A 25,709-nucleotide genomic window follows, 5' to 3' on the forward strand; every position below is an offset into this window, starting at 1 on the left:
CTCGCAAGTGTTTTTTTACATATTTATTTCGTTCGCGCTTTTTTTAGCCAAATATGACTTAACAGCGTAAATTACTACTGTTTTTTGACTATTTCAGCAGCAATAATTGATTTACTCACGTAACATATCATTGATTAGTATCTGTATGAGATGAATTATGGAATTGAGCAAGCAACAAAATGCCTCACAAAAAAACCTCTCTTTTATTATTGCGCAGAGTCTTGGACAGCTCATATTAAAAGGCACCTACTTATCTGACTCTATTCTTCCCAGCGAATTAGAATTATCAAAGCAATTTAATGCCAGCCGAACCGCCATAAGAGAAGCCATTAAAACATTAGCTGCAAAAGGCATGGTTTTAGCTCGCCCTCGAATTGGTACACGAGTCATGCCCGCATCAAATTGGAACTTCCTTGACCAAGACTTATTAAATTGGTGGATTAACAGCGAAGAAAAATCCGTGGTGATTAAACACTTTCAAGTTGTTCGCCTCGCCATTGAGCCCCAAGCTTGCTATTTCGCTGCACTGAATGCCACTGAAGAGCAAAAACAGTCTCTACAATTACTATCAAATGAAATGGTAACCTTAGAAAAAGAGTTCGATAGGCCTCACTGGATAAAAGTTGATTTTCGCTTTCATCTCACTATCTATCGGGCGTGCTGTAATCCTTTTTTAATTTCGTTCGCGAATCTTTTTAGGTCGGTGTATCAGCTTTATTTTGATGCAATAACAGAAAATGATGCGATTGAAGTGGAACTTCATCAACAACTTGCCGATGCTATTATTAATGGCAATAGCCGTGAAGCTTACGATCTCTGCTATACCTTATTAACGACAATGAACAAATAAGCTAACAGAACGAATTCGCTCACCAAATTTATCGATAGGTAACGGATGTTTAAAACTGCTAAAAATATGTCGGGTTTGCCATGGATTGCCGCGATGGCTTTCTTTATGCAAGCGTTAGATGCCACGATATTGAATACGGCACTGCCCGATATCGCCAAAAGTTTGCATCACTCCCCATTAGCGATGCAATCTGCCGTAGTGAGCTATACCCTAACAGTTGCACTGTTAATTCCGGTGAGTGGTTGGTTTGCCGATAGATTTGGCACTCGACGTATCTTTATCATTGCGGTTTCTCTGTTTTCTTTAGGGTCATTACTCTGCGCGCTTTCTCCTTCATTAACTGTGCTGGTTATTTCTCGCGTTATCCAAGGAATTGGCGGGGCAATGATGATGCCAGTAGCGCGGCTCGCATTAATTCGGGCGTATCCGCGCAGTGAACTTCTGCCTATTTTGAATTTTGTCACCATCCCTGGGTTAGTCGGCCCCATCTTAGGGCCTCTGTTGGGTGGTATTCTCGTCACCTATGCCACATGGCATTGGATATTCATTATTAATATCCCTATTGGTGTACTTGGGATTGTGTATGCCTTAAGGCATATGCCTGATTTTAAAATGCCAAAGCGTAAGTTTGATACCCTTGGCTTTCTTTTATTTGGCTTTGGCTTGGTCATGCTCTCAGTCAGTCTGGATCTGTTCGGCGATAAATCACTGTCTAACTATATTCCTTTGGCTATTGTTCTGGGCGGTTTTCTTTGTCTTCTTCTTTATATACTTCACGCAAGGCGCATTAAGCACGCCATTATTCCGCTCAACTTATTTAAGACGAGAACCTTTTCCATCGGTATTAGCGGTAACATCGCCACGCGATTAGGTACGGGAAGTATTCCATTCTTAATGCCATTAATGCTGCAAGTAGGATTTGGTTATGAAGCCGTTGTCGCGGGAATGATGATGGCTCCGCTGGCCATTGGCTCGATTACGGCAAAGTCCGCAGTCACAAGAATTCTAACCCGATTTGGATACCGTAATACGCTATTTACTGTCACGGTGATTATTGGGTTGATGGTCTCGCAGTTTTCGCTGCAATCTCCAGATATGTCGATTTACCTGCTTATCGTTCCGTTGTTTGTTTTAGGGATGGTGATGTCCACCCAGTTCACTGCTATGAATACCATTTGCCTAGCGGATTTAACGGATAATAATGCTAGCGCCGGCAACAGTATGCTAGCCGTGACTCAGCAACTTTCGATTAGCTTTGGGATCGCGGTGAGCGCCACCATTTTGAGCTTTTTTGATAACCAGCCAAACAGTAATGTCGTGGATAACTTCCATTACACCTTTATTACTATCGGCGCTATCACGTTACTTTCTGCCTTTGTGTTTCTATTACTCAGTAAAACCGATGGCGATAATTTAATTAAAGGCAAAGGCAAAAAATCTGAGAAAACGCAGAATTAGCGTTTCCTCACTGATTGGCGTTCCACGAGTTTTGGTGTTAAGACTAAAACAGATGGTTCTGCATCTGGGTTATCCATTCGATAAATAAGCTGGTTAACCGCTTGCTGACCAAGTTCATCCTTTGGCTGATGAACTGTGGTGAGTGGTGGGATCATGTAAGAAGAGAGTGCAATATCGTCATAACCAATAATGGAAATGTCGTCAGGCACTTTCATGCCTTTTTGGTAAATAGCTTGGTAGGCACCGACCGCCATTGCATCATTCCCCGCAAAAATAGCATCAGGGGGATTCGGTAGTGCCAAGAGTTTATTCATCGAATCAAAACCACCTGAAAACTCAAAATCACTAAAGATAATATATTCGTCATGGATATTGAGGGATGCGGCCTTCATGGCTTGAAGGAAACCTTGATAACGCGCTTGTGCGGGAGATTTATCTTGAGGGCCAGCAATACAGGCAATTCGAGTAAACCCCGCATCAATTAAATGACGCGTGGCAATTTCACCGCCGAGGAACGAGTTATCCTGAATAATATCTCCGGCTGATTCAAACGGAGACCAGTCCATCATCACCGTAGGAACAGACGGATAGCGGGAAAATACGGCTTTGGATGGGCCTTGCGCTTCAGTGCACATAATAAGAAGCCCATCGACGCGTTTTTGCAAAAGGGTCTCTAAGCTATGATCCATCCGCTTAAAATCCCCTTCGGTGTTGCACAGGATCAAACTGTAACCCAATTCGTAGCAACTACGTTCTACACCACGTACGACTTCCGCATAAAACGGGTTGTTACTGGCGGTCAGTAACATTCCGATGGTATTGGTGCGGTTCATCTTCAAACTTCTCGCTAAGGCCGATGGCGCATAGTTGAGTTGTTCGATGGCACTTTTTACCCGTGAAGTGACGCTTTCGCTAACATAGCGATTTTGGTTGATAACATGGGATACGGTGGATGTTGACACGCCAGCAAGGCGAGCAACATCTTTCATTGTTGCCACAAATTAATCCTATTGAAGAAGAAACTGGTCTATTTCATTACGCCATGGAACAGAAGGTTGTGCACCGGGACGCGTCACTGCAATTGCGGCAGCCGCATGGGCAAAGACAATCGCATCTTCATCAGACTGACCTTCAAGTAGCGCAGTTACATACGCCCCATTGAATGTATCACCTGCTGCAATGGTGTCCACCGCTTTCACTTTAAAGCCCGGAATTATTTTGCCTTGCTTGCCAGATTCACTGTACCAAACCCCTCTGGCGCCCAATGTAATCATCACTTTATTAATGCCTTTTTGATGCAGTGCTTGCGCTGCTTTTTGTGCGCCTTCTTCATCATTAACAGCGATACCCGTTAAATGCTCCGCTTCCGTTTCATTCGGCGTGATCACATCCACCAGCGACAGTAGCGAATCTGGCAACGCTTGTGCAGGCGCTGGGTTTAAAATCACTTGAGTTTGGTGTTTACGCGCGATCTCAGCGGCCATTTGAACAGTTTCAATCGGGGATTCAAGCTGCATCAATAAAGCATCAGCATCGATAATTTTTTGCTGATATGCGGCCAGTCGTTCTGTAGAAAGATGACCATTGGCTCCCGCATTGATCCCAATAATATTTTCGCCTTGCCCGTTTACATAAATGAGTGCAACACCCGTTGTTTCACCGGCAACTGAATCAATACAATCAATCTTAATCGTATCTTTTTGCAGTTGTTTTTTGATGCTAACACCGACATCGTCATCACCGACACAAGCAATAAATGTGATATCAGCGCCACTACGACCTGCAGCTACCGCTTGGTTGGCACCTTTGCCACCGAAAGCAACTTGGTAACTATCACCTCTTACTGTTTCGCCTGGCTGGGGAAACTGCTGCACATTCAGAATGTGGTCAACGTTGATACTACCTAAAACAACCAGTTTAGCTGCTGCCATCACATTTATGTCCTTTTGCTACGCAATTAAATAAACCGCCGCTAAGTTTCACGGCGATTTATCAATCTTCTTGTTTTATCAAGGATTATTACTTTATATAGAATTATTGTTTTACCACGAGTTCTAATTCAACAGGAACTGTTGCTTCGACTTTCTCGCCTTTTAATACTTTATCTGCGATCTGCACTCCAACAATACCAATTTGATCTGGACGTTGAGCAATCGTCGCACCTAGTTTTCCACCTTGAACTGCTTTGATACCGTCATTTGTACCATCAAAACCAACCACCAAAACGTCATCACGACCGGCAGTTTGTAATGCTCTTAACGCCCCTAAAGCCATTTCATCATTTTGTGCAAAAACAGCCTGAACAGTAGGGTGTGCAGTCAATAAGTTTTGCATCACGTTCAAGCCTTTAGTTCTGTCGAAATCCGCAGGCTGGCTCGCTAATACGTTGAATTTATGCTCTTTCGCACCCGTATTGAAACCTTCACCACGTTCACGAGCTGCCGACGTTCCAGAAATCCCTTCTAATTGAATAACTTTGGCGTCATTGCCCGTTTTCTTGGCGATAAAGTCTGCCGCCATTTTTCCGCCCATGCGGTTATCAGAGGCAACATGGCTCACCACTTCACCTTTGTTAGCGGCGCGGTCTAGGGTGATCACAGGGATTTTCGCTTTGTTAGCCATCAAGATAGAGTTACCCACTGCGTCAGAGTCAGTTGGGTTGATCAGCATTAATTTGGTGCCACGTACCGTTAAATCTTGGACGTTCGCTAACTCTTTCGCTGGGTTATCTTGAGAATCTAAAACAATCAGTTCATAGCCCAGTTTGTCCGCTTCTTTTTGTGCCGCATCTTTCATGGTCACAAAGAATGGGTTGTTCAAGGTTGAAATAACCAGCGCGATGCTCTCTTTGGCCATCGCGTTCACACTGACGGTTGCTGTTAGTGCAAAAGCGGTAAATAAAGTCGCTAATTTGTTCAGTTTCATAAGAAAATTCCTGTCATTATCGGGTAGGGGTCAGAATCACTATTTTTTGTTATCAACAAGTACAGCTAATAAAATCACAACGGCTTTTACGATCATTTGGTAGTTCGACGAAATACCTAATAAGTTCAAACCATTGTTTAAGAAACCTAAGATCAGCGCACCAATCAGCGTACCAACAATGCGCCCTTTACCACCAGCAAGGCTTGTGCCACCCAGTACCACCGCAGCAATCGCATCCAGTTCATAACCATTACCCGCCATTGGCTGAGCTGAAGATAAACGTGCCACTTCAATCACACTCGCCAGCGCTGCTAATAAACCACACAGGGAGTAAACGATAATTTTAATTTTATCGACATTAATACCGGATAAGCGGGTCGCTGATTCATTTCCGCCTAACGCATAGATATAACGACCTAAGCGGGTGTGGTGCAGCATGTACCATGCCGCAGCAAAGACAATTACCATTAACCATACTGGGGTAGGAATACCTAGCGGGCGACCAATACCAAACCAACCAAATAAATCGGCGTTATCGCTAAAACCCGTATTGATTGGGCTGCCATCGGTATAAACACGGGTTACACCACGTAGTAATAGCATCATGACTAACGTTGCGATAAAGGCTTGGACTTTACCTTTTGCGACAATCACCCCTGTGCATGCACCAATGGCAGCACCGAGCGCTAATGCACCCGCGACAGCAACAAAGGCATTCACATCAGCGCCGACCATCGATGCGGCTACAGCACCAGTTAATGCCAATAGAGATCCCACAGACAAATCAATGCCTGAAGTCAGAATCACTAACGTCATTCCCACTGCCATAATCGCGTTCACAGAAGTCTGTTGCAGGATATTAAACAGGTTATTGACCGTAAAAAAGTTAGGACTTAGGGTTGAAACAATCGCAATTAAGACTAATAGGGCGATTAAGGATTTTTGCTCCATTAGCCATGCTTTGCTGAAGTAGCGTTTTGATGGTGCGGTTGTTGAACTCATGCTGTTAACTCCTGAACTGAGCCGTAATTTTTACCGACTGCGGCCGCCATTAAGGCTTCCTGCGTTGCTTCTTTGGCAGAGAATTCGCCACTGATATGCCCTTCATGCATAACCAAAATGCGATCGCTCATCCCAATCACTTCAGGCATTTCTGAAGATACAAGGATGATACTCAGCCCTTCTTTTTTAAATTGGTTGATTAGTTGGTAAATCTCTTTTTTTGCCCCAACGTCGACACCACGGGTTGGTTCATCAAGAATCAGAACTTTTGGACGGGTCATTAATCCACGGGCAATTGCCACTTTTTGCTGGTTACCACCAGATAAGTTGCCAATGATTTGATCCATGGATGGGGTTTTAATATTAAATAAGCGGATAAAATCCCCCACGGTCATTTGCTCTTCACCATGCTTTAATGTACCGCCAAAGTGGCTGAAGTAACCTAATGCCGTTAAGGACATATTTTCTTTTACTGACATCCCCAGTACTAAACCATCGCGCTTACGGTCTTCGGAAATATAAACGATGCCGTTATTCAAACCATCTTGTGGGGTTTTTAAGGTGACGTTTTTGCCTTCTAGCTGGATATTGCCGGATTTTTTCGGTGCTGCGCCGTAGATGATTTTCATCAACTCTGTACGTCCTGCGCCCATCAAACCTGAAACACCTAAAATTTCACCGCTTCTTAGTGTGAAACTAGCATTGGTTACACCGGGGCCAGAAACATTTTCAACTTGGAGACGAATATCACCAACAGGCACATCAACTCGTGGATATTGGTCTTCCAGTTTGCGTCCTACCATCATCTCAATCAGTTTTTCTTCTTCTAATTCACTGACGGACTTTTCACCAATAAACTGACCGTCGCGAAAAACGGTCACGTCGTCGCAAATTTCGAAAATTTCTTTTAAACGATGAGAGATATACACAATGCCACAGCCTTGAGATTTTAAATCTTCAATCACGCGAAAAAGTGAGGCGGTTTCGGTATCGGTAAGTGCATCCGTCGGTTCATCCATAATGATGACTTGAGACTGAAAGCTGAGAACTTTGGCAATTTCCACCATTTGTTGTTCACCGATGGATAATTCGGCGATGGTTTGGTGGCTATCGTAATCAAGGTTTAATCGTTGGAGCAGTTTGTCTGACTCGCTGAACATTTTTTTCCAGTCGATTTTGCCGAACTTATTTACAAATTCACGACCTAGAAAGATGTTTTCAGCGATAGTCAGTTCAGGAATTAAATTCAATTCTTGGTGAATGATCCCGATCCCGGCTTCTTGGGAACTTTTCGGGCCATTAAACGCCACATCTTTACCAAGGTAACGGATCGCGCCCGCGTCTTTGTTGTAGATCCCCGTGAGTACTTTCATCATGGTGGATTTACCCGCACCATTTTCTCCCACCAGCGCCATCACTCGGCCAGGGTAGACTTTCAATGCGGCTCCCGAGAGAGCTTTTACACCGGGAAAGGCTTTATCAATGCCGATAAGTTCTAATAAAGGTTGCATAGTCACCTCAGAAAGTCACACCAGAACAAAGAATAATATTCGCGTATGGTGAACATTCCCCTGTTCGGATAACGGCTTTGCTTTCATGAGTGCGTTGCTTGAAATGTTCATGACTGCAATAGATGACTTCAATGTGGTTTCCCTGTGCCGCTTCCAATTCATGAAGATGGGCTAAAATGGCTTTTTCCATTTGCGGATTTATTTTGCTGATTTCTTGAGCAAGTATCGCTTTTTCTACCTGCATTTCTTGGGTGATCACCCGCAAAACAGACATAAAATCCGGTAGTCCTTGCGTCACAGCGAGGTCAATACGTTCAGCGCTGGCTGGAATTGGCAGGCCGGCATCACCCAGCGTGATATGGTCGGTATGACCCAGTTTGGCAATCACGGAAGCAACATTTGAGTTAAGCAACATACCTTTCTTCATTCTTTACCACCGTTTTTAGTCTATTTTTTCTACTTTTGAGTTTCGTCTCTGCATGAGCGAAACGTTTCGCTTATACAATAATAGTAAAGAACAGTCACAACTCAATGTTCTTATCTTGGTTTTGTGATCACTATCGAAACGTTTCGTTAGCCTATTTTTACGCATAAAAAGCTAACTTATTGAATAAGTTGTCGCTGAATCGTTCCTGCTTAATTAATACTCAGTTGTTCGTTACAAGTTAGATTTGTTGCTCTTTATCCTAAATAACATCAAAGAAAAATCATAAAACTGATTGCACAATGAATAAAAGGACGGATAACCTAGCAATAGCGTGGTCAATAACCATCTCCCTCTAACCCTTAGACGAGTTATTTAGAGAAAAGGAACACCTTATGCAATTAGCAGAACGGATAGCCCAATTAAGCAACTACCTTGAAGGTGGCTTGTATGAACGTCAACAAGCTATTCGTTTGTGTTTGCTCGCCACGCTCAGTGGGGAAAGTGTGTTTTTGCTGGGACCTCCCGGGATAGCGAAAAGCTTAATTGCCCGCCGCATGAAATATGCCTTCCGCCAAGCAAATGCGTTTGAATATTTAATGACGCGCTTTTCTACCCCTGAAGAGATTTTTGGTCCACTTTCCATTCAAGCCTTAAAAGATGAAGGGCGTTATGAGCGTTTAACCAAAGGATACCTGCCCGATGCGGAAGTGGTGTTTTTGGATGAGATTTGGAAAGCAGGCCCTGCCATTTTAAATACTTTACTGACCGCCATTAATGAGCGCAAATTCCGTAATGGGGATGAAGAAAAAAACATCCCAATGCGTTTGCTAGTCACTGCATCCAACGAGTTACCTGATGCGGATAATAGTCTTGAAGCGCTATTTGATAGGATGCTGCTGCGAATTTGGCTGGATAAAGTACAAGAGAAGCAAAATTTCCGCGCGCTGCTGACAGGCAAATCTCAACAAGAAGAGAATTTGGTTCCTGATCACCTAAAAATCAGTGAAGAAGAGTATCGAGAATGGCAAAAAGAAATTCCCAAGGTTTCGCTGCCCGATCACTGTTTTGAATTGATTTACCAATTACGCCAACAGATTGATGCCACAGAGAAAAATTTATATGTCTCTGATAGGCGTTGGAAAAAAGCCGTTTATTTATTGCAGGCTAGCGCCTTCTTTAATGGTCGAAACTCCGTTTCGCCGTTGGATATTGTGCTGCTCAAAGATTGCCTATGGCATGATATGCAGTCAATGAACTTACTGCCGCAATTGCTCAAGTCATTAGTGCAGGAAGATGGCTGGCAACAGCGTAAATTTACGCGAGAAATTGAGCAGGTTTACCAACAGTGGATGTCATCCACCCAAGATCAAAATAACCAAGATGCATTTAAAGTTTTAAAAAATAACGCGATGTTCGCACGAAAAGCCTCTTATGTGTTACCAGAGAATATTGGTGAAGGGCGTGTAACCCTATTTTTGCATCGCCCATTACAGCTACATAATATGAAAGTGACCTTTATTACCACCGAGAAAAAATCACTGGTGAATTTCCTCAATAAAGGCACCACCTTATCCGCTCATCTTAATGGGATTGGTTTCGCACAAGAGCTGGCGGCTGAAGTGAATAATTTAAACCAAATTCAGCTGTTAGATGTTAGCCATCAAGCATCAACCTTATATTTACAAGATAAAAACCCTACAGCAGCGCCGACAACCAATAATAAAGAGTGGCTAGATAAGCTTGATGCCATCCAAAATGAGATCCAAGGGGCGAAATACCAATTTGAAAAGCAGCAACCTAACCTGTTTATCGAGTCCCATTGGCTAGCAGATGTTGAAGAGAGCTTTATTAAACTGAGCGATAAATTGACCCAGCTCCGCCAGCAAATTATGGGAAAGGTGGCTAACTCATTATGATGAGCCTAGCGTCCCTCGAATTATTGCTTTCAGTGAATGAAAGCCAGCTGATTGAAGAGATTATTATTTCTCTTCTTGCCACCCCACAGCTGGCGGTTTTCTTTGAAAAGCATCCTCGATTGAAAAAGGCGCTATTAAAAGATCTCTCCAGTTGGAAAAAAGACCTTAAACAGAAGCTGCAAGATGCGCTAGTTCCTCAGCAACTTTCTGAAGAGTTTGGGTTATATCAGAAGTCATTGGGCATTCCCACTGATACATTTTTCACCCAATTGCCTGACGTGATAGCACGGCTCGAGCAATTAGATTCCCCGTTTTACCGTGAAGCCCTACAGCTGCAAAAGGGAAAAATTGAAAATCGCAGTGCACGGCAATCTTTGATTGTTCAACGTTGGCGTATTAGCTTGATTTTGCAGGTGACTACATTACATAAAGAACTCTTAGAGCAAGAAAAAGAGCAATTGCTGGCGGAATTACAACGCCGTTTAGCACTGAGCGGTAATCTTGAGGATATTCTAGGGGAAAATGAACGTTCCTCTGGGCGATTATGGGATCTGAGTAAAGGGTTTAATAACCCAGCGTCTTATAATGATCAATTAATCGCTCGCTACAGTGATTTTTTGCGCCAGCAACCCGAGCTGGAAAAAATTGCTCAGTTACTGGGGCGTAGCCAATCTGCTAAGTCTATTCTTGATGACAATGTGATCCTTGAGCCGATGACAGTGATGGAAAAAGTCCCCGAAACCGTCCCTGAGCAAGTGAATGGCTTAAACCAGAGTGACGATATTCTGCGGTTATTACCGGCAGAGCTTGCGATGTTAGGGCTTGAAGATATTGAATTTGAGTTCTACCGCAAGTTATTAGAGAAGCAGCTTATAACCTATCGATTACAAGGGGAAAGCTGGCAAGAACGCAAAGTTTTACGCCCAGTAACCCATCATCAACATGAAGATCAGCCCAGAGGACCATTTGTAGTATGTATCGATACTTCAGGTTCTATGGGTGGAATTAATGAGCGTTGTGCAAAAGCGTTCTGTCTGGCCTTAATGAAAATCGCGCTGGCGGATAACCGAGCTTGCCACGTGATGCTGTTTTCCACTGAAATTGTTCATTATGACCTTCTCTCTGCGGATGGTTTAGAACAATGCATGCGCTTCTTGCATCAAACATTCCGTGGTGGAACCGACTTGGCGGCATGTTTACGAGAAACAACGGTAAAATTGGAGTCAAAACAGTGGAGTGATGCCGATGCGGTTGTCATTTCGGACTTTGTGGCTCAGCGCTTGCCGGATGAGTTAATTCAGAAGATTAAATCCCTTCAGAAGGTTGGTAAATACCGCTTCCATGCGGTATCTGTCTCAAATTATGGGAAGCCCGGTATCATGAAGATATTTGATCATATCTGGCGCTTTGATACAGGGCTAAAAAGCAGACTACTGCGCCGTTTTAATCGCTAATTACAGCATATCTTCAACAGTTTCAGCCATTTCTGGTGACCAAACACCACACTGAACTTGACCGATATGTTGACGTTGCAGCAGTAACATCACTAAACGAGACTGGCCAATACCACCACCGATAGATTGTGGCATTTCACCTTTCACTAACGCTTGATGCCATTCCAGCTCCATACGTTTTTCATCACCCGTTAATCCGAGTTGGCGAGTTAAGCATTCAGGACTGACACGGATCCCCATTGAAGAGATTTCAAATGCGTCTTGCAATACTGGGTTCCAAACAATGATGTCACCGTTTAAGCCTTTGAAGCCATCTTCGTTTTCGGTTGTCCAGTCATCGTAGTCTGGTGCACGCACATCGTGGGATTCGCCGCTTGACAATTTTCCACCGATACCGATTAAGAATACTGCACCCAATTCTTTCGCAATCGCACGCTCACGACCTTTTGCGTCTAAGTCAGGGTAACGTTTTAGCAGCTCTTCGCTGTGGATAAAGTGAATTTGGTCTGGCAGGAACGGTGCCAGTCCAAATTCTTTACTTACGGCAGCTTCTGTTTCTTTTATTGCCTTATAGATTTTACCCACTGTCTGCTTCAGATAAGGAAGTGTACGATCCTCATCTGCCATCACTTTTTCCCAATCCCACTGGTCAACATAGACGGAGTGGATTGGGGTTAAGCGATCCTCGTCCGGACGTAACGCTTTCATATGTGTGTACAAGCCTTGACCTTCGCTGAAACCAAAACGACCTAAGGTTTTGCGTTTCCATTTAGCCAAAGAGTGAACCACTTCAAACGTTGCACCAGGAATTGATTTCACTTTTACCTGAACGGCTTTTTCGCAGCCTGATAAGTTATCTTGTGTACCATCACCTAAACGGCTCAGGATAGGACCTTGAACTTCAATTAAGCCAAGCTCTTTTTCAAGTAAACGTGAGAAATAAGATTTAACAAAGCTGATTTGTTGCTGATGTTCGATGAATGACTTGTCCATAATTTTACCCATAATTTGTTAGCTGTGATTAGCCGATGTGTAGATTAAGCAACAAAATGAGGTATAAATTCAATATCCATCATTAAAAAAAGCCTTTACTGTTTATTTTGATTAAAAAAATGGGTATAAAAATGAATAATCATCAAAATGAGGGCTAAATAATGCCAGAAAATTATCAAATCGATAATCTCGATCGTGACATACTTCACGAATTAATGGTCAATGCACGTACACCTTATGCGGAACTCGCCAAAAAATTCTCGGTAAGTCCTGGGACTATTCATGTGCGCGTGGAAAAAATGAAGCAGGCAGGGATCATAAAAGGAACCCGTATCGATATCAGCGCAAAACAGTTGGGTTTTGATGTCTGCTGCTTTATCGGGATCATTTTAAAAAGTGCCAAGGATTATCATACCGCCCTCAAAAAGTTGGATGCCTTAGAGGAAGTCGTAGAGGTTTACTATACGACGGGTCAATACAGCATCTTTATTAAGGTAATGTGCCGCTCGATAGATTCTCTTCAAGACGTACTTATCAACAAAATTCAGACCATTGACGAAATACAGTCAACCGAAACGCTGATCTCCTTACAGAACCCGATCATGCGAACGATCACCCCGTAGAAAAAAAATGATATAACCACATTATCCACAGGTAGATCCCAGCTCATTCACAGCGTACAATAGCGCCCTGTTAATGTGAAAGAGAGTAACCATGAGCGTAACAAAAGTAACTTTAATTAGTGGCAGTACCATGGGCAGCGCCGAATATGTAGCGGAGCATATGGCAGAGATTTTAGAAGAACTCGGCTATGAAACGGATATACAGCACGGTCCTGAACTGGATGACTTACCACTTGAAGGGTTATGGCTGGTGGTGAGCTCAACACATGGCGCAGGGGATCTTCCCGAAAATATCCAACCTTTAGCCGAAGCAATTCAATCTCAGTCACCAGACCTGAGTAAGATCAAGTATGGCGCAGTGGGGATTGGCAGTTCGGAATATGACACTTTTTGTGGTGCGATCCATACCCTAGATACCTTATTACAGGATCATGGTGCAAAAAGGATCGGTGATTGCTTCGAAATTGATGTTCAACAACACGAAATTCCTGAAGATCCCGCAGGAGAATGGGTTAAAATTTGGGCAAACGAACTCTGATCTGTTCAAAATAACCGCAAACAACTGTGGATAACTCCGGTAAGATCGTGGTATTAACCGGTAGTTATCCAGATTATAAGTTTTAGGTCGGCCAAGGCCTGTGCATAAGTCCCTGTTTTGATCCCAGCTTATACGCAAAAGGATCACGGATCATTCACAGTATATGATCCTTTACACTTTGATGATCTTTAAAGTGAAAAATCACTTATCCACAGAAACCGTCGATCCTAATAAAAGATCTAATAAAGAGATCTTTAAATAAAAAAGATCTTTATATTATATAGGCGAGAGGCCAGGGCTTGGTCTCTCCATCAAACTTGAGTAGAATTCACTCCTCGAATGCAGAATCCGCATTTTCTAACGTTAAGGTTCACACATGTTTTATCCAGAGCAATTTGACGTCATCGTAATTGGTGGTGGTCATGCCGGTACTGAGGCAGCAATGGCAGCTGCACGTATGGGGCGTCAAACCCTATTACTGACTCACAATATTGATACATTGGGCCAGATGTCTTGCAACCCAGCCATCGGTGGGATCGGTAAGGGACATCTGGTAAGAGAAATTGATGCCCTCGGTGGTTTAATGGCTACCGCAACTGACAAAGCGGGTATTCAATTTAGAACACTTAATGCAAGTAAAGGCCCAGCGGTTCGTGCAACTCGCGCACAAGCAGACCGCGTTCTCTATCGCCAAGCGGTTAGAACTGCATTAGAGAATCAGCCAAACTTAATGATCTTCCAACAACCTGTTGAAGATCTGATTGTTGAAAATAACCGAGTTACCGGTGCTGTTACCCGCATGGGCTTAAAATTTAAAGCCAAAGCGGTGGTATTAACCGTAGGTACTTTCCTTGATGGAAAAATTCATATCGGTTTAGAAAACTACAGTGGCGGTCGTGCTGGTGATCCACCCGCAATTACGTTATCTCAACGTTTAAGAGAATTGCCATTACGTGTAAACCGCTTAAAAACGGGTACACCACCACGTATTGATGCAAGAACTATTGATTTCAGTCAGTTAGCTCAACAGCTAGGTGATGATCCAATGCCAGTATTCTCATTTTTAGGTTCGCAAGAGCAGCATCCACAACAAGTGCCTTGCTACATCACCTATACCAATGAGCAAACTCATGATGTGATCCGTAATAATTTAGATCGCAGCCCAATGTATGCAGGGATCATCGAAGGGATCGGTCCTCGTTACTGCCCTTCCATTGAAGATAAGGTAATGCGTTTTGCCGATAAAAACGCTCACCAGATCTTCTTAGAGCCTGAAGGATTAACTAGCAACGAAATTTATCCAAACGGGATCTCCACCAGCTTGCCATTTGATGTTCAAATGAAAATAGTTCATTCCATGAAGGGAATGGAAAATGCAAGGATCGTCCGTCCTGGTTATGCCATTGAGTACGATTTCTTTGACCCACGCGATCTAAAACAAACTCTCGAAAGCAAATTTATCGAAGGCTTGTTCTTTGCGGGTCAAATCAACGGTACAACAGGTTACGAAGAAGCTGCAGCTCAAGGTTTATTGGCGGGTCTTAACGCCGCACAACATGCATTTGACCTAGAAGGTTGGTTCCCTCGTCGTGATCAAGCCTATGTCGGCGTATTAGTTGATGACCTGTGCACATTAGGTACCAAAGAACCGTACCGTATGTTCACTTCTCGTGCGGAATACCGTTTGATGCTACGCGAAGATAATGCAGATTTACGTTTAACCGAAAAAGGACGTGAATTAGGTCTTGTGGATGATGTTCGTTGGGAGCACTTCAACCGCAAAGTCGAAATGATCGAAAAAGAGCGTCAACGCTTAAAAGATATCTGGGTTCACCCTAAATCTGATAACCATGAAGAAATCGACCAAATTTTAACCGTTCCATTATCGAAAGAAGCGAACGGTGAAGATTTACTGCGTCGTCCTGAAATGACGTATCAAATGCTGACCTCGTTAAATCTGTTTGCTCCGGGTGTTGAAGATCCTCAAGCGGCAGATCAAGTTGAAATTCAAGTGAAATATGAAGGTTACATTGCTCGTCAGCAAGAAGAGATCGAACGTCAACTGCGTAATGAAAATACCTTACTCCCTGTTGATTTAGATTATAAGCAGGTGAAAGGCTTATCCAATGAAGTTATGGCAAAACTGAATGACCACAAACCAACGTCAATTGGTCAAGCATCTCGTATTTCAGGGATCACACCAGCAGCAATTTCAATTCTGTTAGTGTGGCTCAAAAAACAAGGCATGTTGCGTCGGAGTGCATAATATGGATTTACTCAGCAAACTGACAAAGCTATTGGCAAAAGCTGATATCCAACTGACTGACAAGCAAAAACAGCAGTTAGTTGATTATGTCGGTTTATTGCACAAATGGAATAAAGCGTACAATTTAACGTCGGTACGTGAGCCTGAACAAATGTTAGTTCGCCACATCATGGACAGCATCGTGGTGAACGATCACCTCAAGGGCGACAAGTTTATCGACGTAGGAACGGGCCCAGGGCTTCCTGGCGTTCCTTTAGCGATCATTCGACCTGATGCTCACTTTGTTTTATTGGATAGCTTAGGGAAGCGTATACGCTTTCTGAAACAGGTTCAGCATGAGTTAGGGCTAACTAACATTGAGCCAGTTCAATCTCGAGTAGAAGAGTATCCGGTTGAAGATGGATTTGATGGCGTAATTAGCCGAGCTTTTGCATCACTCAACGATATGCTGAGTTGGTGCCACCATCTTCCTGCGAGGGAAGGGCGCTTTTATGCGTTAAAAGGTGTAGTTCGTGATGAAGAACTCACACAGTTGCCAGATGGCTTTGAAGTTGAGTCCATTACAGAGCTAAAAATTCCCGAATTAGACGAACAGCGTCACTTGGTTAAATTATTCAAAAAATAACGTAGTTTTTAGTAAAATTATTTTATCTTTTAGAGCGGTAGCCGTACATTTACAATGTTACGGCTATTTTTATATATAATTAAAATGAAGATAATTTAAATTCACTTATTATTTACAGAATATTAACGAATGTATATCAAAAATAATCACATTAATGGCAATAATATTCCTAATCTAATATTCTTACTAAATCGTTTTAGCATTAATAATGAAATATCCAAATTATCTTTTCATTTTTTTGTCTAAAAAATAACAAATTTAATTATTTGATTTATGGCTTAAAAACAGGGTTCTAACCAGATAAATAGTGTGGTTATTAATCAAGAGATTAATATTTGTTGTGATCTTAATCACATAAAGTTATTTTTAGGCGACGAATCGTTAATGAATTATTAATCCCATCTGTCTTAATTCTGCGCTATCTCGAAAAAATTAAATATTTATTCACCTTTTCGCTACTTACTGATTGAATTCATTTCGCCTGCCCGTATAATTTGCACGTTTTTGTCTCTTGACACATTTAAGCAAAGGCAGTTTTATTACAACCCTTAGCGTTTCTTAGGCTGAGAGAGCTGGGAGTACACAAAGTTATGTCTGTTTCCCTTTATGGCAGTAATGCTTCTAAGCAACTGTCTATTCAGTTAATAACTTTTGTAATCCTCAGTGGGGCTTTCTGTGCAAATAGTATAGAATGGGGGGCCTCTGCTCTTGCTGGTGGGTTAGCATGCTGGTTACCTAATATTGTATTTATGCTGCTATCACGCTTTGAAAAAGCAAAAGAAGAGGATGAACCTGTCCGCATTGCCTGGTTCTTTGCATTAGGAGCAGGGTTAAAGGTTGTGACAACTATTACTGTCTTAGTTGTTGCTTTTGGTGTGTTTAAAGCGTCAATAACACCACTGGGTTTGACCTATTTAGCGGTGCTGATTGTTCAGATTGTTGCACCAGCCGTTGTAAAACGGTAAGTATTTTTAAACTACAAAAGGGTAAGAGGCATCATGTCTGCATCAGGAGAAGTGATGACTACAAATGAGTACATAGGTCACCATCTGAGAAACCTTCAGTTGGATCTACGTACCTTTGAGTTGGTCGATCCCCACGCTAGTCCAACGTTTTGGGCGTTAAACATTGACTCGCTTTTTTTCTCAGTAGTTCTCGGGGCTTTATTCCTGTGGCTATTTAGAAAAGTTGCTGCCAATGCGACTAGTGGCGTACCCGGTAAGTTACAGACTGCAATAGAACTGATCATTGGTTTCGTTGATAACTCAGTCCGTGATATGTATCACGGGAAGAGCAAAGTTATTGCCCCTCTGGCATTAACGGTGTTCGTCTGGGTATTTTTAATGAACCTTCTGGATCTACTTCCAATTGATTTCATCCCATACATCGGTGAGCACTACTTAGGTTTACCTGCTCTGCGTATTGTTCCAACCGCAGATGTGAGTATCACGATGTCGATGGCAATTGGTGTGTTTATCCTAATAATCTTTTACAGCATCAAGATGAAAGGAATTGGCGGATTTACGAAAGAGCTCACTATGCAGCCTTTCAACCATCCGGTATTTATCCCTGTAAACTTGATTCTTGAAGGGGTTAGCCTGCTGTCAAAACCTGTATCACTCGGTCTGCGACTGTTTGGTAACATGTATGCAGGTGAATTGATCTTTATTCTTATCGCGGCTCTGCTTCCGTGGTGGTCACAGTGGTTGTTAAGCCTGCCTTGGGCTATCTTCCACATACTGATTATTACGCTACAAGCCTTTATTTTTATGGTTCTGACTGTTGTCTATCTGTCGATGGCTTCTGAAGAGCACTAATTTTATTAATCAATAATTGTATTAACTGAAACAAACTGGAGACTGTCATGGAAAACCTGAGTATGGATCTGCTGTACATGGCTGCCGCTATTATGATGGGTTTAGCGGCGATCGGTGCTGCGATCGGTATCGGCATCCTAGGTGGTAAATTTTTAGAAGGCGCTGCTCGTCAGCCAGATTTAATTCCTCTGCTGCGTACACAGTTCTTTATCGTAATGGGTCTGGTCGATGCTATTCCGATGATTGCTGTTGGTCTGGGCTTATATGTAATGTTCGCTGTTGCCTAATTAACGTTCGGCACACATTAAGAACATTAACTAACTAATAGATAAGAGGTATTGTCTGTGAATCTAAATGCAACAATCCTCGGCCAGGCTATCGCGTTTGTCCTGTTTGTTTTGTTCTGTATGAAGTATGTATGGCCACCGATTATGGCGGCCATAGAAAAACGTCAAAAAGAAATTGCTGACGGTTTATCTTCCGCAGAACGTGCTAAAAAGAACCTGGAACTGGCGCAAACCGACGCAACCGACCGACTGAAAAAAGCGAAAGCTGAAGCTCAAATCATCATTGAACAAGCGAATAAACAACGCACTCAAATGATTGATGAAGCGAAAGCGGAAGCAGAAACAGAACGTGCAAAAATCGTAGCACAAGCGCAAGCTGAAATTGATGCTGAGCGTAAACGTGCACGTGAAGAGTTACGTAAACAGGTTGCGATGCTTGCTATCGCAGGTGCCGAGAAGATCATCGAACGTTCCGTGGATGAAGCTGCTAACAGCGACATCGTTGATAAACTAGTCGCTGAACTGTAAGGAGGGAGGGGCATGTCTGAAATCGCTACTGTAGCTCGCCCCTACGCCAAAGCAGCTTTTGACTTTGCTGTGGAAAACCAAGCTGTTGCTAAATGGCAGGAAATGCTGGCCTTCACCTCTGAGGTGACGCGCAATGAACAGGTTGGTGAGCTGCTTTCTGGTTCTATTGCACCAGAAACATTAGCTAAAACGTTTATCTCTGTTTGTGGAGATGAAATTGACGAGCATGTTCAAAATCTGATTCGTGTTATGGCGGAAAACGGTCGTTTAACAACGATGCCAGAAGTATTAGCTCAATTTATCCAATTGCGCGATACGCTGGAATCAACTGTTGAAGTTGATGTTCTTTCTGCGAACGAACTGAGTGAACAGCAGTCAGCTAAAATTTCTGCCGCGATGGAAAAACGTCTGTCACGCAAAGTTAAGCTGAATTGCAAAATTGACAAGTCTGTTATTGCTGGAGTGATCATTCGTGCGGGAGACCTCGTCATTGACGGTAGTGTCCGCGGTCGCTTAGAGCGTTTAACTGACGTCTTGCAGTCTTAAGGGGACTGGAGCATATGCAACTGAATTCCACCGAAATCAGCGAACTGATCAAACAGCGTATTGCTCAGTTCGATGTTGTGAGTGAAGCTCACAATGAAGGTACGATTGTTTCCGTTAACGACGGTATCATTCGTATTCACGGTTTAGCCGAAGTCATGCAGGGTGAAATGATCGCACTGCCTGGCAACCGTTACGCAATTGCACTGAACTTAGAGCGTGACTCTGTTGGTGCGGTTGTTATGGGTCCTTATGCTGACTTAGCAGAAGGCATGAAAGTTAAATGTACTGGTCGTATTCTTGAAGTTCCAGTAGGCCGTGGCCTATTAGGACGTGTAGTGAATACACTGGGCCAACCAATTGATGGTAAAGGTCCTGTTGAGCACGATGGCTTCTCTCCTGTAGAAGTTATTGCTCCGGGTGTTATCGACCGTCAATCCGTTGATCAACCTGTACAGACTGGTTATAAATCAGTCGATGCGATGATTCCAATCGGCCGTGGCCAGCGTGAGCTTGTCATCGGTGACCGTCAAACTGGTAAAACAGCTCTGGCGATCGATGCAATCATCAACCAGCGTGATTCTGGCATCAAATGTGTTTACGTTGCTATCGGACAGAAAGCATCAACTATCTCTAACGTAGTACGTAAACTGGAAGAGCACGGCGCTCTGGAAAACACTATCGTTGTTGTTGCAACTGCATCTGAATCAGCTGCACTGCAATACTTAGCACCATACTCTGGTTGCGCGATGGGTGAATATTTCCGTGACCGCGGTGAAGATGCCCTGATCGTTTATGATGACCTGTCTAAACAGGCTGTCGCATACCGTCAAATTTCACTGTTGCTGCGTCGTCCACCAGGACGTGAAGCATACCCAGGTGATGTTTTCTATCTGCACTCCCGTTTACTTGAGCGTGCTGCTCGCGTTAACGCTGATTACGTAGAAGCATTCACTAAAGGTGAAGTGAAAGGCCAAACTGGTTCATTGACTGCTCTGCCAATCATTGAAACTCAAGCGGGTGACGTTTCTGCATTCGTACCAACAAACGTAATTTCGATTACAGATGGTCAGATCTTCCTGGAATCTAACCTGTTTAACTCTGGTATTCGTCCAGCAGTTAACCCAGGTATTTCAGTATCTCGTGTTGGTGGTGCTGCTCAGACTAAAATCATTAAGAAACTGTCTGGTGGTATCCGTACAGCACTGGCTCAATACCGTGAACTGGCAGCGTTTGCTCAGTTTGCTTCCGACCTCGATGACGCAACTCGTAAACAGTTGAGCCACGGTCAGAAAGTAACTGAACTGCTGAAACAGAAACAGTATGCACCAATGTCAGTAGCAGAGCAGGCACTGTCTCTGTTCGCTGCAGAACGTGGATATCTGGACGATGTTGAGTTAGCAAAAATTGGTGCATTCGAAGCTGCATTAGTTTCATTTGCACAGCGCGAGCATGCTGACCTTATGAACGAAATTGGTCTGGCGGGCAAATATAACGATGATATCGAAGCTAAGTTGAATAAACTGCTCGAATCATTCAAAGCCACCCAGTCCTGGTAATACTATTCGGCCCGTGAATTTTTATGGGCCGTCTGGTTAATAAGGAGAAGCAGAAATGGCCGGCGCAAAAGAGATACGTTCCAAGATTGGAAGCGTGCAAAACACGCAGAAGATCACTAAAGCGATGGAAATGGTCGCGGCGTCCAAAATGCGTAAAACGCAGGAACGCATGGCGGCCAGCCGTCCTTATGCAGAAACCATGCGCAGTGTGATTGGTCACCTTGCATTAGGTAATCTGGAATATAAACACCCATATCTCGAAGAGCGTGAAGTTAAGCGTGTCGGGTATTTGGTTGTTTCAACAGACCGTGGTCTGTGTGGTGGTTTGAACGTTAACCTGTTCAAAAAACTGCTGGCAGACATGAAAACGTGGTCTGAGAAAAACGTTCAGGTTGATTTGGCTTTAATCGGTTCTAAAGCGGTAGCATTCTTCGGTTCTGTAGGCGGCAATGTCGTTTCACAAGTAACCGGAATGGGGGATAACCCGACCCTTTCTGACCTGATTGGCCCAGTTAACTCTATGCTACAAGCCTATGATGAAGGGCGTTTAGATAAACTGTATGTGGTGAACAACAAGTTCGTCAATACAATGTCTCAAGAGCCAACGATTCTTCAATTACTGCCATTGCCTGCAAGCGATGACGAAACACTGAAGAAGAAATCTTGGGATTATTTATATGAACCCGATCCTAAGGCGTTGCTGGATACCCTGCTGCGTCGTTATATCGAGTCGCAGGTTTATCAGGGCGTCGTTGAAAACCTAGCTAGTGAGCAGGCCGCTCGAATGGTAGCGATGAAAGCCGCTACAGATAACGGTGGAAACCTGATCAAAGAGTTGCAGTTGGTTTACAACAAAGCTCGTCAGGCCAGCATTACTCAGGAACTGACCGAGATCGTTTCTGGTGCTGCCGCGGTTTAACAGCTAGGTTTACGAATTACGTAGAGGATTCAAGATGGCTACTGGAAAGATTATCCAGGTAATCGGCGCCGTTGTGGACGTCGAGTTCCCTCAAGATAACGTACCAAAAGTGTACGATGCTCTTGAGGTTATTAACGGTAAAGAAAAACTGGTGTTGGAAGTTCAACAACAGTTAGGTGGTGGTGTTGTCCGTTGTATCGCAATGGGTACATCAGACGGTCTGAGCCGTGGTTTAGAAGTTGTAAACCTAGAGCACCCAATCGAAGTACCAGTCGGTAAAGCAACTCTGGGACGTATCATGAACGTTCTGGGTGAACCAATCGACATGAAAGGTGATATCGGCGAAGAAGAGCGCTGGTCTATTCACCGTGCTGCACCAAGCTACGAAGAGTTAGCTAACTCAACTGAACTGCTGGAAACCGGTATCAAAGTAATGGACTTAATCTGTCCATTCGCGAAAGGTGGTAAAGTAGGTCTGTTCGGTGGTGCGGGTGTTGGTAAAACAGTAAACATGATGGAACTGATCCGTAACATCGCGATTGAGCACTCAGGTTACTCAGTGTTCGCCGGTGTTGGTGAGCGTACCCGTGAAGGTAACGACTTCTATCATGAAATGACCGACTCAAACGTTCTGGATAAAGTATCACTGGTTTATGGCCAGATGAACGAGCCACCAGGAAACCGTCTGCGTGTTGCGCTGACTGGTCTGACTATGGCTGAGAAATTCCGTGACGAAGGTCGTGACGTACTGCTGTTCGTTGACAACATTTATCGTTATACACTGGCAGGTACTGAAGTATCAGCACTGTTAGGTCGTATGCCATCAGCAGTAGGTTACCAACCAACGCTGGCGGAAGAGATGGGTGTTCTGCAAGAACGTATTACCTCAACTCAAACTGGTTCTATCACTTCCGTTCAAGCGGTATACGTACCAGCGGATGACTTGACTGACCCATCACCAGCAACCACCTTTGCTCACTTAGACGCAACTGTAGTTCTGAGCCGTCAAATTGCATCTCTGGGTATCTACCCTGCGGTTGACCCTCTGGATTCTACCAGCCGTCAATTAGACCCACTGGTAGTTGGTCAAGAGCACTATGATGTTGCTCGTGGCGTTCAGTCTATTCTGCAACGTTACCAAGAACTGAAAGATATTATTGCAATCCTGGGTATGGATGAACTGTCTGAAGAAGACAAACTGGTTGTTGCTCGTGCTCGTAAGATCCAGCGCTTCCTGTCTCAACCATTCTTCGTTGCAGAAGTCTTTACCGGTTCACCAGGTAAGTTCGTTTCTCTGAAAGACACTATCCGTGGCTTCAGCGGCATCCTGAACGGTGATTACGACCACCTGCCAGAACAAGCGTTCTACATGGTTGGTACCATTGAAGAAGCTGTGGAAAAAGCGAAAAAGCTTTAATCCATCTGACGAGAGGTTGATATGGTAGCTGCAATGACATACTACCTGAAAGTAGTAAGCGCGGAAAAACAGATGTTTGAAGGCTTAGTACAAAAAATTCAGGTGACAGGTAGTGAAGGTGAGTTGGGGATTTATCCGCAGCATACCCCGCTGCTGACTGCCATAAAACCGGGCATGGTACGCATTACGAAGCAGTTTGGTGAAGAAGAGCTAATTTACCTCTCCGGCGGTATCTTAGAAGTTCAACCAACAGGTGTTATCGTACTCGCTGATACAGCGATCCGTGGTAAAGATTTAGACGAAGCTCGTGCAGTGGAAGCTAAACGCAAAGCGGAAGAACATGTCCGCAAAGCACACGGCGATGTTGATTATGCTCAGGCATCAGCAGAACTTGCAAAAGCAATAGCGAAACTTCGAGTTATCGAGTTAACTAAAAAGCTTATGTAATGATAGCAATATAGAAAAAGCCAGTTAGTTTGACTAACTGGCTTTTTTATTTGTGCGAAATATGTAGTAATTTATGCAGGAAATAGGTTTACTTTCACCCCAAAGTTGGAGTTTCAGGAAAATATGACTGTGCAAAGAAAAAGTGTCGTGATTTTAGCTGCCGGTAAAGGCACACGGATGTATTCAGACTTACCTAAAGTTCTGCATTTACTCGCAGGTAAACCAATGGTTCAGCATGTGATTGATACTGCGAAATCAATCGGTGCGTCGGATATTCATCTGGTATACGGACATGGCGGTGATTTACTGAAAGAAAAACTGGGTGAACAAAACCTCAATTGGGTTCTGCAAGCGGAGCAACTGGGTACCGGTCACGCAATGCAGCAAGCCGCTCCCCACTTCCAAGATGACGAAGACATTGTCATGCTGTATGGCGATGTACCGCTGATTGCGAAAGACACATTACAACGACTGGTAGAAGCTAAGCCAGAAGGCGGCATTGGCTTACTGACTGTTATCCTCGATAACCCAGCCGGTTATGGTCGCATTATCCGTGAAAACGGCGAAGTCGTTGGTATCATTGAGCAGAAAGATGCCAGTGAAGAGCAGCGTAAAATCCAAGAAATCAACACCGGTATTATGGTCGCAAGCGGCAAAGACTTTAATCGCTGGCTGAGCCAACTGAACAATAACAATGCCCAAGGTGAGTACTACATCACCGACATCATTGCCCTTGCTCATAAAGAAGGTAATAAAATTGCGACCGTTCACCCAAGCCACCTCAGTGAAATGGAAGGGGTTAATAACCGTCTGCAATTAGCAGCGTTAGAGCGCATCTACCAAAAAGAACAAGCTGAAAAATTACTGTTAGCGGGTGTGATGCTTATCGACCCTGCGCGTTTTGATATTCGCGGAACCTTAACTCACGGTCGCGATGTGGTGATCGACACCAACGTGATCATCGAAGGTAACGTGACGCTGGGTAATAACGTTCAGATCCAAACAGGCTGCGTACTGAAAAACTGTGTGATTGGCGATAACTCAGTTATCAGCCCATACTCAGTCATTGAAAATTCTGAATTATCCACGGAATGTACTGTTGGACCTTTCGCTCGTTTACGCCCTGGTGCTAAATTAGCAGCGAAATCCCATGTGGGTAACTTTGTTGAAATGAAAAATGCCACGCTGGGCTTAGGCTCTAAAGCGGGTCACTTAAGCTATCTGGGTGATGCTCAGATTGGTAGTAATGTGAATATTGGTGCGGGCACGATCACCTGTAATTATGATGGTGTGAATAAATTTAAAACAGTTATTGGTGATGATGTATTTGTTGGCTCTGACACTCAGTTAGTTGCTCCTGTGAGTGTGGCTAATGGCGCAACCATTGGTGCTGGCACCACGGTCACTCGTGATATTAACGAAGGGGAGCTGGTGGTGAGCCGCGTGAAACAGACTCACATTAAAAACTGGCAGCGCCCAGTAAAGAAAAAATAAGTAAATAAAACATAAGTAAATATAGAGGAGAGATATTCAAGTCTCTCCTATGATTAGCTATGAACGAATTAGCTATCTAAGAATTAGCTATCTAAGAATTAGCTATCTAA

The 25,709-nt window shown here is 43.6% G+C and carries 25 protein-coding genes; 18 read left to right on the forward strand and 7 right to left on the reverse strand.

Features of this window, described 5'->3' with window-relative positions; genetic code table 11:
* Nucleotides 1-157 precede the first annotated feature (157 nt).
* Both PR799_RS11715 and mdtD read left to right on the forward strand, forming a co-directional pair.
* Nucleotides 158-850 (forward strand): FadR/GntR family transcriptional regulator, encoded by a 693-nt coding sequence (locus tag PR799_RS11715; protein WP_154628084.1) that lies wholly within the window; start codon nt 158-160, stop codon nt 848-850.
* 45 nt (nt 851-895) lie between these two features.
* Nucleotides 896-2,308: a multidrug transporter subunit MdtD gene (gene mdtD / locus PR799_RS11720; protein ID WP_272522132.1), complete on the forward strand. Its 1,413-nt coding sequence runs from the start codon at nt 896-898 to the stop codon at nt 2,306-2,308.
* Here mdtD and rbsR read toward each other — a convergent pair.
* The 6 genes from rbsR to rbsD form a co-directional block, all read right to left on the reverse strand.
* Nucleotides 2,305-3,306 (reverse strand): ribose operon transcriptional repressor RbsR, encoded by a 1,002-nt coding sequence (gene rbsR / locus PR799_RS11725; RefSeq protein WP_442959919.1) that lies wholly within the window; start codon nt 3,304-3,306, stop codon nt 2,305-2,307. The two genes, mdtD and rbsR, sit on opposite strands and share 4 nt — an antisense overlap.
* A 9-nt stretch (nt 3,307-3,315) precedes the next feature.
* Nucleotides 3,316-4,239: a ribokinase gene (gene rbsK, locus PR799_RS11730; protein WP_154603246.1), complete on the reverse strand. Its 924-nt coding sequence runs from the start codon at nt 4,237-4,239 to the stop codon at nt 3,316-3,318.
* A 103-nt stretch (nt 4,240-4,342) separates the two neighbouring features.
* Nucleotides 4,343-5,233 (reverse strand): ribose ABC transporter substrate-binding protein RbsB, encoded by an 891-nt coding sequence (gene rbsB, locus PR799_RS11735; RefSeq protein WP_132496970.1) that lies wholly within the window; start codon nt 5,231-5,233, stop codon nt 4,343-4,345.
* Nucleotides 5,234-5,272: 39 nt separating this feature from the next.
* Nucleotides 5,273-6,235, reverse strand: a complete 963-nt coding sequence (gene rbsC / locus PR799_RS11740; RefSeq protein WP_154603245.1) for a ribose ABC transporter permease — start codon at nt 6,233-6,235, stop codon at nt 5,273-5,275.
* Nucleotides 6,232-7,746, reverse strand: coding sequence for a ribose ABC transporter ATP-binding protein RbsA (gene rbsA, locus PR799_RS11745; RefSeq protein WP_272522134.1), 1,515 nt, complete (start codon nt 7,744-7,746; stop codon nt 6,232-6,234). The genes rbsC and rbsA overlap by 4 nt, the downstream gene beginning before the upstream one ends.
* Before the next feature lie 7 nt (nt 7,747-7,753).
* Entirely contained in the window at nt 7,754-8,173 is a 420-nt protein-coding gene (gene rbsD / locus PR799_RS11750; RefSeq protein WP_108479112.1) for a D-ribose pyranase, read from the reverse strand.
* Nucleotides 8,174-8,565: 392 nt separating this feature from the next.
* On the opposite strand from rbsD, the gene ravA reads away from it, so the two are divergent.
* Complete coding sequence (gene ravA / locus PR799_RS11755) at nt 8,566-10,089, forward strand: ATPase RavA (RefSeq protein WP_272522135.1); 1,524 nt, start codon at nt 8,566-8,568, stop codon at nt 10,087-10,089.
* A complete protein-coding gene (gene viaA, locus PR799_RS11760) occupies nt 10,086-11,543 on the forward strand; it encodes an ATPase RavA stimulator ViaA (RefSeq protein ID WP_272522136.1) in 1,458 nt (485 codons plus the stop codon). Before ravA ends, viaA begins: the two co-directional genes overlap by 4 nt.
* Here viaA and asnA read toward each other — a convergent pair whose 3' ends face one another.
* Complete coding sequence (asnA, locus tag PR799_RS11765) at nt 11,544-12,536, reverse strand: aspartate--ammonia ligase (protein WP_154603240.1); 993 nt, start codon at nt 12,534-12,536, stop codon at nt 11,544-11,546.
* Between the two features lie 161 nt (nt 12,537-12,697).
* On the opposite strand from asnA, the gene asnC reads away from it, so the two are divergent.
* From asnC to glmU, 14 genes are all read left to right on the forward strand, one after another.
* Nucleotides 12,698-13,159: a transcriptional regulator AsnC gene (gene asnC / locus PR799_RS11770; protein WP_036950600.1), complete on the forward strand. Its 462-nt coding sequence runs from the start codon at nt 12,698-12,700 to the stop codon at nt 13,157-13,159.
* Nucleotides 13,160-13,250: 91 nt separating this feature from the next.
* On the forward strand, nt 13,251-13,697 hold the full coding sequence (gene mioC, locus PR799_RS11775; RefSeq protein WP_132496975.1) for an FMN-binding protein MioC: 447 nt from the start codon (nt 13,251-13,253) through the stop codon (nt 13,695-13,697).
* Between the two features lie 376 nt (nt 13,698-14,073).
* Complete coding sequence (gene mnmG, locus PR799_RS11780; RefSeq protein ID WP_154637901.1) at nt 14,074-15,963, forward strand: tRNA uridine-5-carboxymethylaminomethyl(34) synthesis enzyme MnmG; 1,890 nt, start codon at nt 14,074-14,076, stop codon at nt 15,961-15,963.
* 1 nt (nt 15,964) lies between these two features.
* Nucleotides 15,965-16,588, forward strand: coding sequence for a 16S rRNA (guanine(527)-N(7))-methyltransferase RsmG (gene rsmG, locus PR799_RS11785; protein WP_272522138.1), 624 nt, complete (start codon nt 15,965-15,967; stop codon nt 16,586-16,588).
* A gap of 590 nt (nt 16,589-17,178) precedes the next feature.
* Nucleotides 17,179-17,553 (forward strand): F0F1 ATP synthase subunit I, encoded by a 375-nt coding sequence (gene atpI, locus PR799_RS11790; protein ID WP_036950608.1) that lies wholly within the window; start codon nt 17,179-17,181, stop codon nt 17,551-17,553.
* Between the two features lie 33 nt (nt 17,554-17,586).
* Entirely contained in the window at nt 17,587-18,405 is an 819-nt protein-coding gene (gene atpB, locus PR799_RS11795; RefSeq protein WP_006660652.1) for a F0F1 ATP synthase subunit A, read from the forward strand.
* Nucleotides 18,406-18,452: 47 nt separating this feature from the next.
* On the forward strand, nt 18,453-18,692 hold the full coding sequence (gene atpE, locus PR799_RS11800; RefSeq protein ID WP_004246596.1) for a F0F1 ATP synthase subunit C: 240 nt from the start codon (nt 18,453-18,455) through the stop codon (nt 18,690-18,692).
* Nucleotides 18,693-18,749: 57 nt separating this feature from the next.
* Nucleotides 18,750-19,220 carry a F0F1 ATP synthase subunit B gene (atpF, locus tag PR799_RS11805; protein WP_181477768.1) on the forward strand — a complete coding sequence of 157 codons (471 nt, stop codon included), beginning with the start codon at nt 18,750-18,752 and terminating at the stop codon, nt 19,218-19,220.
* Between the two features lie 12 nt (nt 19,221-19,232).
* Nucleotides 19,233-19,766, forward strand: a complete 534-nt coding sequence (gene atpH / locus PR799_RS11810; RefSeq protein WP_036950613.1) for a F0F1 ATP synthase subunit delta — start codon at nt 19,233-19,235, stop codon at nt 19,764-19,766.
* A 14-nt stretch (nt 19,767-19,780) separates the two neighbouring features.
* The gene (gene atpA, locus PR799_RS11815; RefSeq protein ID WP_132496978.1) at nt 19,781-21,322 is read left to right on the forward strand and encodes a F0F1 ATP synthase subunit alpha; all 1,542 of its coding nucleotides are present in this window, start codon (nt 19,781-19,783) and stop codon (nt 21,320-21,322) included.
* Nucleotides 21,323-21,377: 55 nt separating this feature from the next.
* Nucleotides 21,378-22,241 (forward strand): F0F1 ATP synthase subunit gamma, encoded by an 864-nt coding sequence (gene atpG / locus PR799_RS11820; protein WP_006660648.1) that lies wholly within the window; start codon nt 21,378-21,380, stop codon nt 22,239-22,241.
* Nucleotides 22,242-22,275: 34 nt separating this feature from the next.
* Entirely contained in the window at nt 22,276-23,658 is a 1,383-nt protein-coding gene (gene atpD, locus PR799_RS11825; RefSeq protein ID WP_006660647.1) for a F0F1 ATP synthase subunit beta, read from the forward strand.
* Nucleotides 23,659-23,679: 21 nt separating this feature from the next.
* Nucleotides 23,680-24,105, forward strand: a complete 426-nt coding sequence (locus PR799_RS11830; protein WP_006660646.1) for a F0F1 ATP synthase subunit epsilon — start codon at nt 23,680-23,682, stop codon at nt 24,103-24,105.
* A 123-nt stretch (nt 24,106-24,228) separates the two neighbouring features.
* A complete protein-coding gene (gene glmU, locus PR799_RS11835) occupies nt 24,229-25,599 on the forward strand; it encodes a bifunctional UDP-N-acetylglucosamine diphosphorylase/glucosamine-1-phosphate N-acetyltransferase GlmU (protein ID WP_272522140.1) in 1,371 nt (456 codons plus the stop codon).
* The last annotated feature ends 110 nt before the right edge of the window (nt 25,600-25,709 follow it).

Origin of the sequence: Providencia sp. PROV202, from assembly GCF_028479565.1 — a bacterium.
Classification (GTDB): Bacteria; Pseudomonadota; Gammaproteobacteria; order Enterobacterales; family Enterobacteriaceae; genus Providencia; species Providencia zhijiangensis.

Coding starts and splice junctions, on each gene's coding strand:
- atpG (WP_006660648.1), top strand. CDS start 21,378: ATGGCCGGCGCAAAAGAGATACGTTCCAAGATTGGAAGCGTGCAAAAC.
- mioC (WP_132496975.1), top strand. CDS start 13,251: ATGAGCGTAACAAAAGTAACTTTAATTAGTGGCAGTACCATGGGCAGC.
- atpD (WP_006660647.1), top strand. CDS start 22,276: ATGGCTACTGGAAAGATTATCCAGGTAATCGGCGCCGTTGTGGACGTC.
- rbsC (WP_154603245.1), bottom strand. CDS start 6,235: ATGAGTTCAACAACCGCACCATCAAAACGCTACTTCAGCAAAGCATGG.
- atpH (WP_036950613.1), top strand. CDS start 19,233: ATGTCTGAAATCGCTACTGTAGCTCGCCCCTACGCCAAAGCAGCTTTT.
- asnA (WP_154603240.1), bottom strand. CDS start 12,536: ATGGACAAGTCATTCATCGAACATCAGCAACAAATCAGCTTTGTTAAA.
- atpA (WP_132496978.1), top strand. CDS start 19,781: ATGCAACTGAATTCCACCGAAATCAGCGAACTGATCAAACAGCGTATT.
- rbsB (WP_132496970.1), bottom strand. CDS start 5,233: ATGAAACTGAACAAATTAGCGACTTTATTTACCGCTTTTGCACTAACA.
- viaA (WP_272522136.1), top strand. CDS start 10,086: ATGATGAGCCTAGCGTCCCTCGAATTATTGCTTTCAGTGAATGAAAGC.
- PR799_RS11715 (WP_154628084.1), top strand. CDS start 158: ATGGAATTGAGCAAGCAACAAAATGCCTCACAAAAAAACCTCTCTTTT.
- atpI (WP_036950608.1), top strand. CDS start 17,179: ATGTCTGTTTCCCTTTATGGCAGTAATGCTTCTAAGCAACTGTCTATT.
- mdtD (WP_272522132.1), top strand. CDS start 896: ATGTTTAAAACTGCTAAAAATATGTCGGGTTTGCCATGGATTGCCGCG.
- rbsA (WP_272522134.1), bottom strand. CDS start 7,746: ATGCAACCTTTATTAGAACTTATCGGCATTGATAAAGCCTTTCCCGGT.
- mnmG (WP_154637901.1), top strand. CDS start 14,074: ATGTTTTATCCAGAGCAATTTGACGTCATCGTAATTGGTGGTGGTCAT.
- atpE (WP_004246596.1), top strand. CDS start 18,453: ATGGAAAACCTGAGTATGGATCTGCTGTACATGGCTGCCGCTATTATG.
- PR799_RS11830 (WP_006660646.1), top strand. CDS start 23,680: ATGGTAGCTGCAATGACATACTACCTGAAAGTAGTAAGCGCGGAAAAA.
- atpB (WP_006660652.1), top strand. CDS start 17,587: ATGTCTGCATCAGGAGAAGTGATGACTACAAATGAGTACATAGGTCAC.
- asnC (WP_036950600.1), top strand. CDS start 12,698: ATGCCAGAAAATTATCAAATCGATAATCTCGATCGTGACATACTTCAC.
- rbsD (WP_108479112.1), bottom strand. CDS start 8,173: ATGAAGAAAGGTATGTTGCTTAACTCAAATGTTGCTTCCGTGATTGCC.
- rbsK (WP_154603246.1), bottom strand. CDS start 4,239: ATGGCAGCAGCTAAACTGGTTGTTTTAGGTAGTATCAACGTTGACCAC.
- ravA (WP_272522135.1), top strand. CDS start 8,566: ATGCAATTAGCAGAACGGATAGCCCAATTAAGCAACTACCTTGAAGGT.
- rsmG (WP_272522138.1), top strand. CDS start 15,965: ATGGATTTACTCAGCAAACTGACAAAGCTATTGGCAAAAGCTGATATC.
- glmU (WP_272522140.1), top strand. CDS start 24,229: ATGACTGTGCAAAGAAAAAGTGTCGTGATTTTAGCTGCCGGTAAAGGC.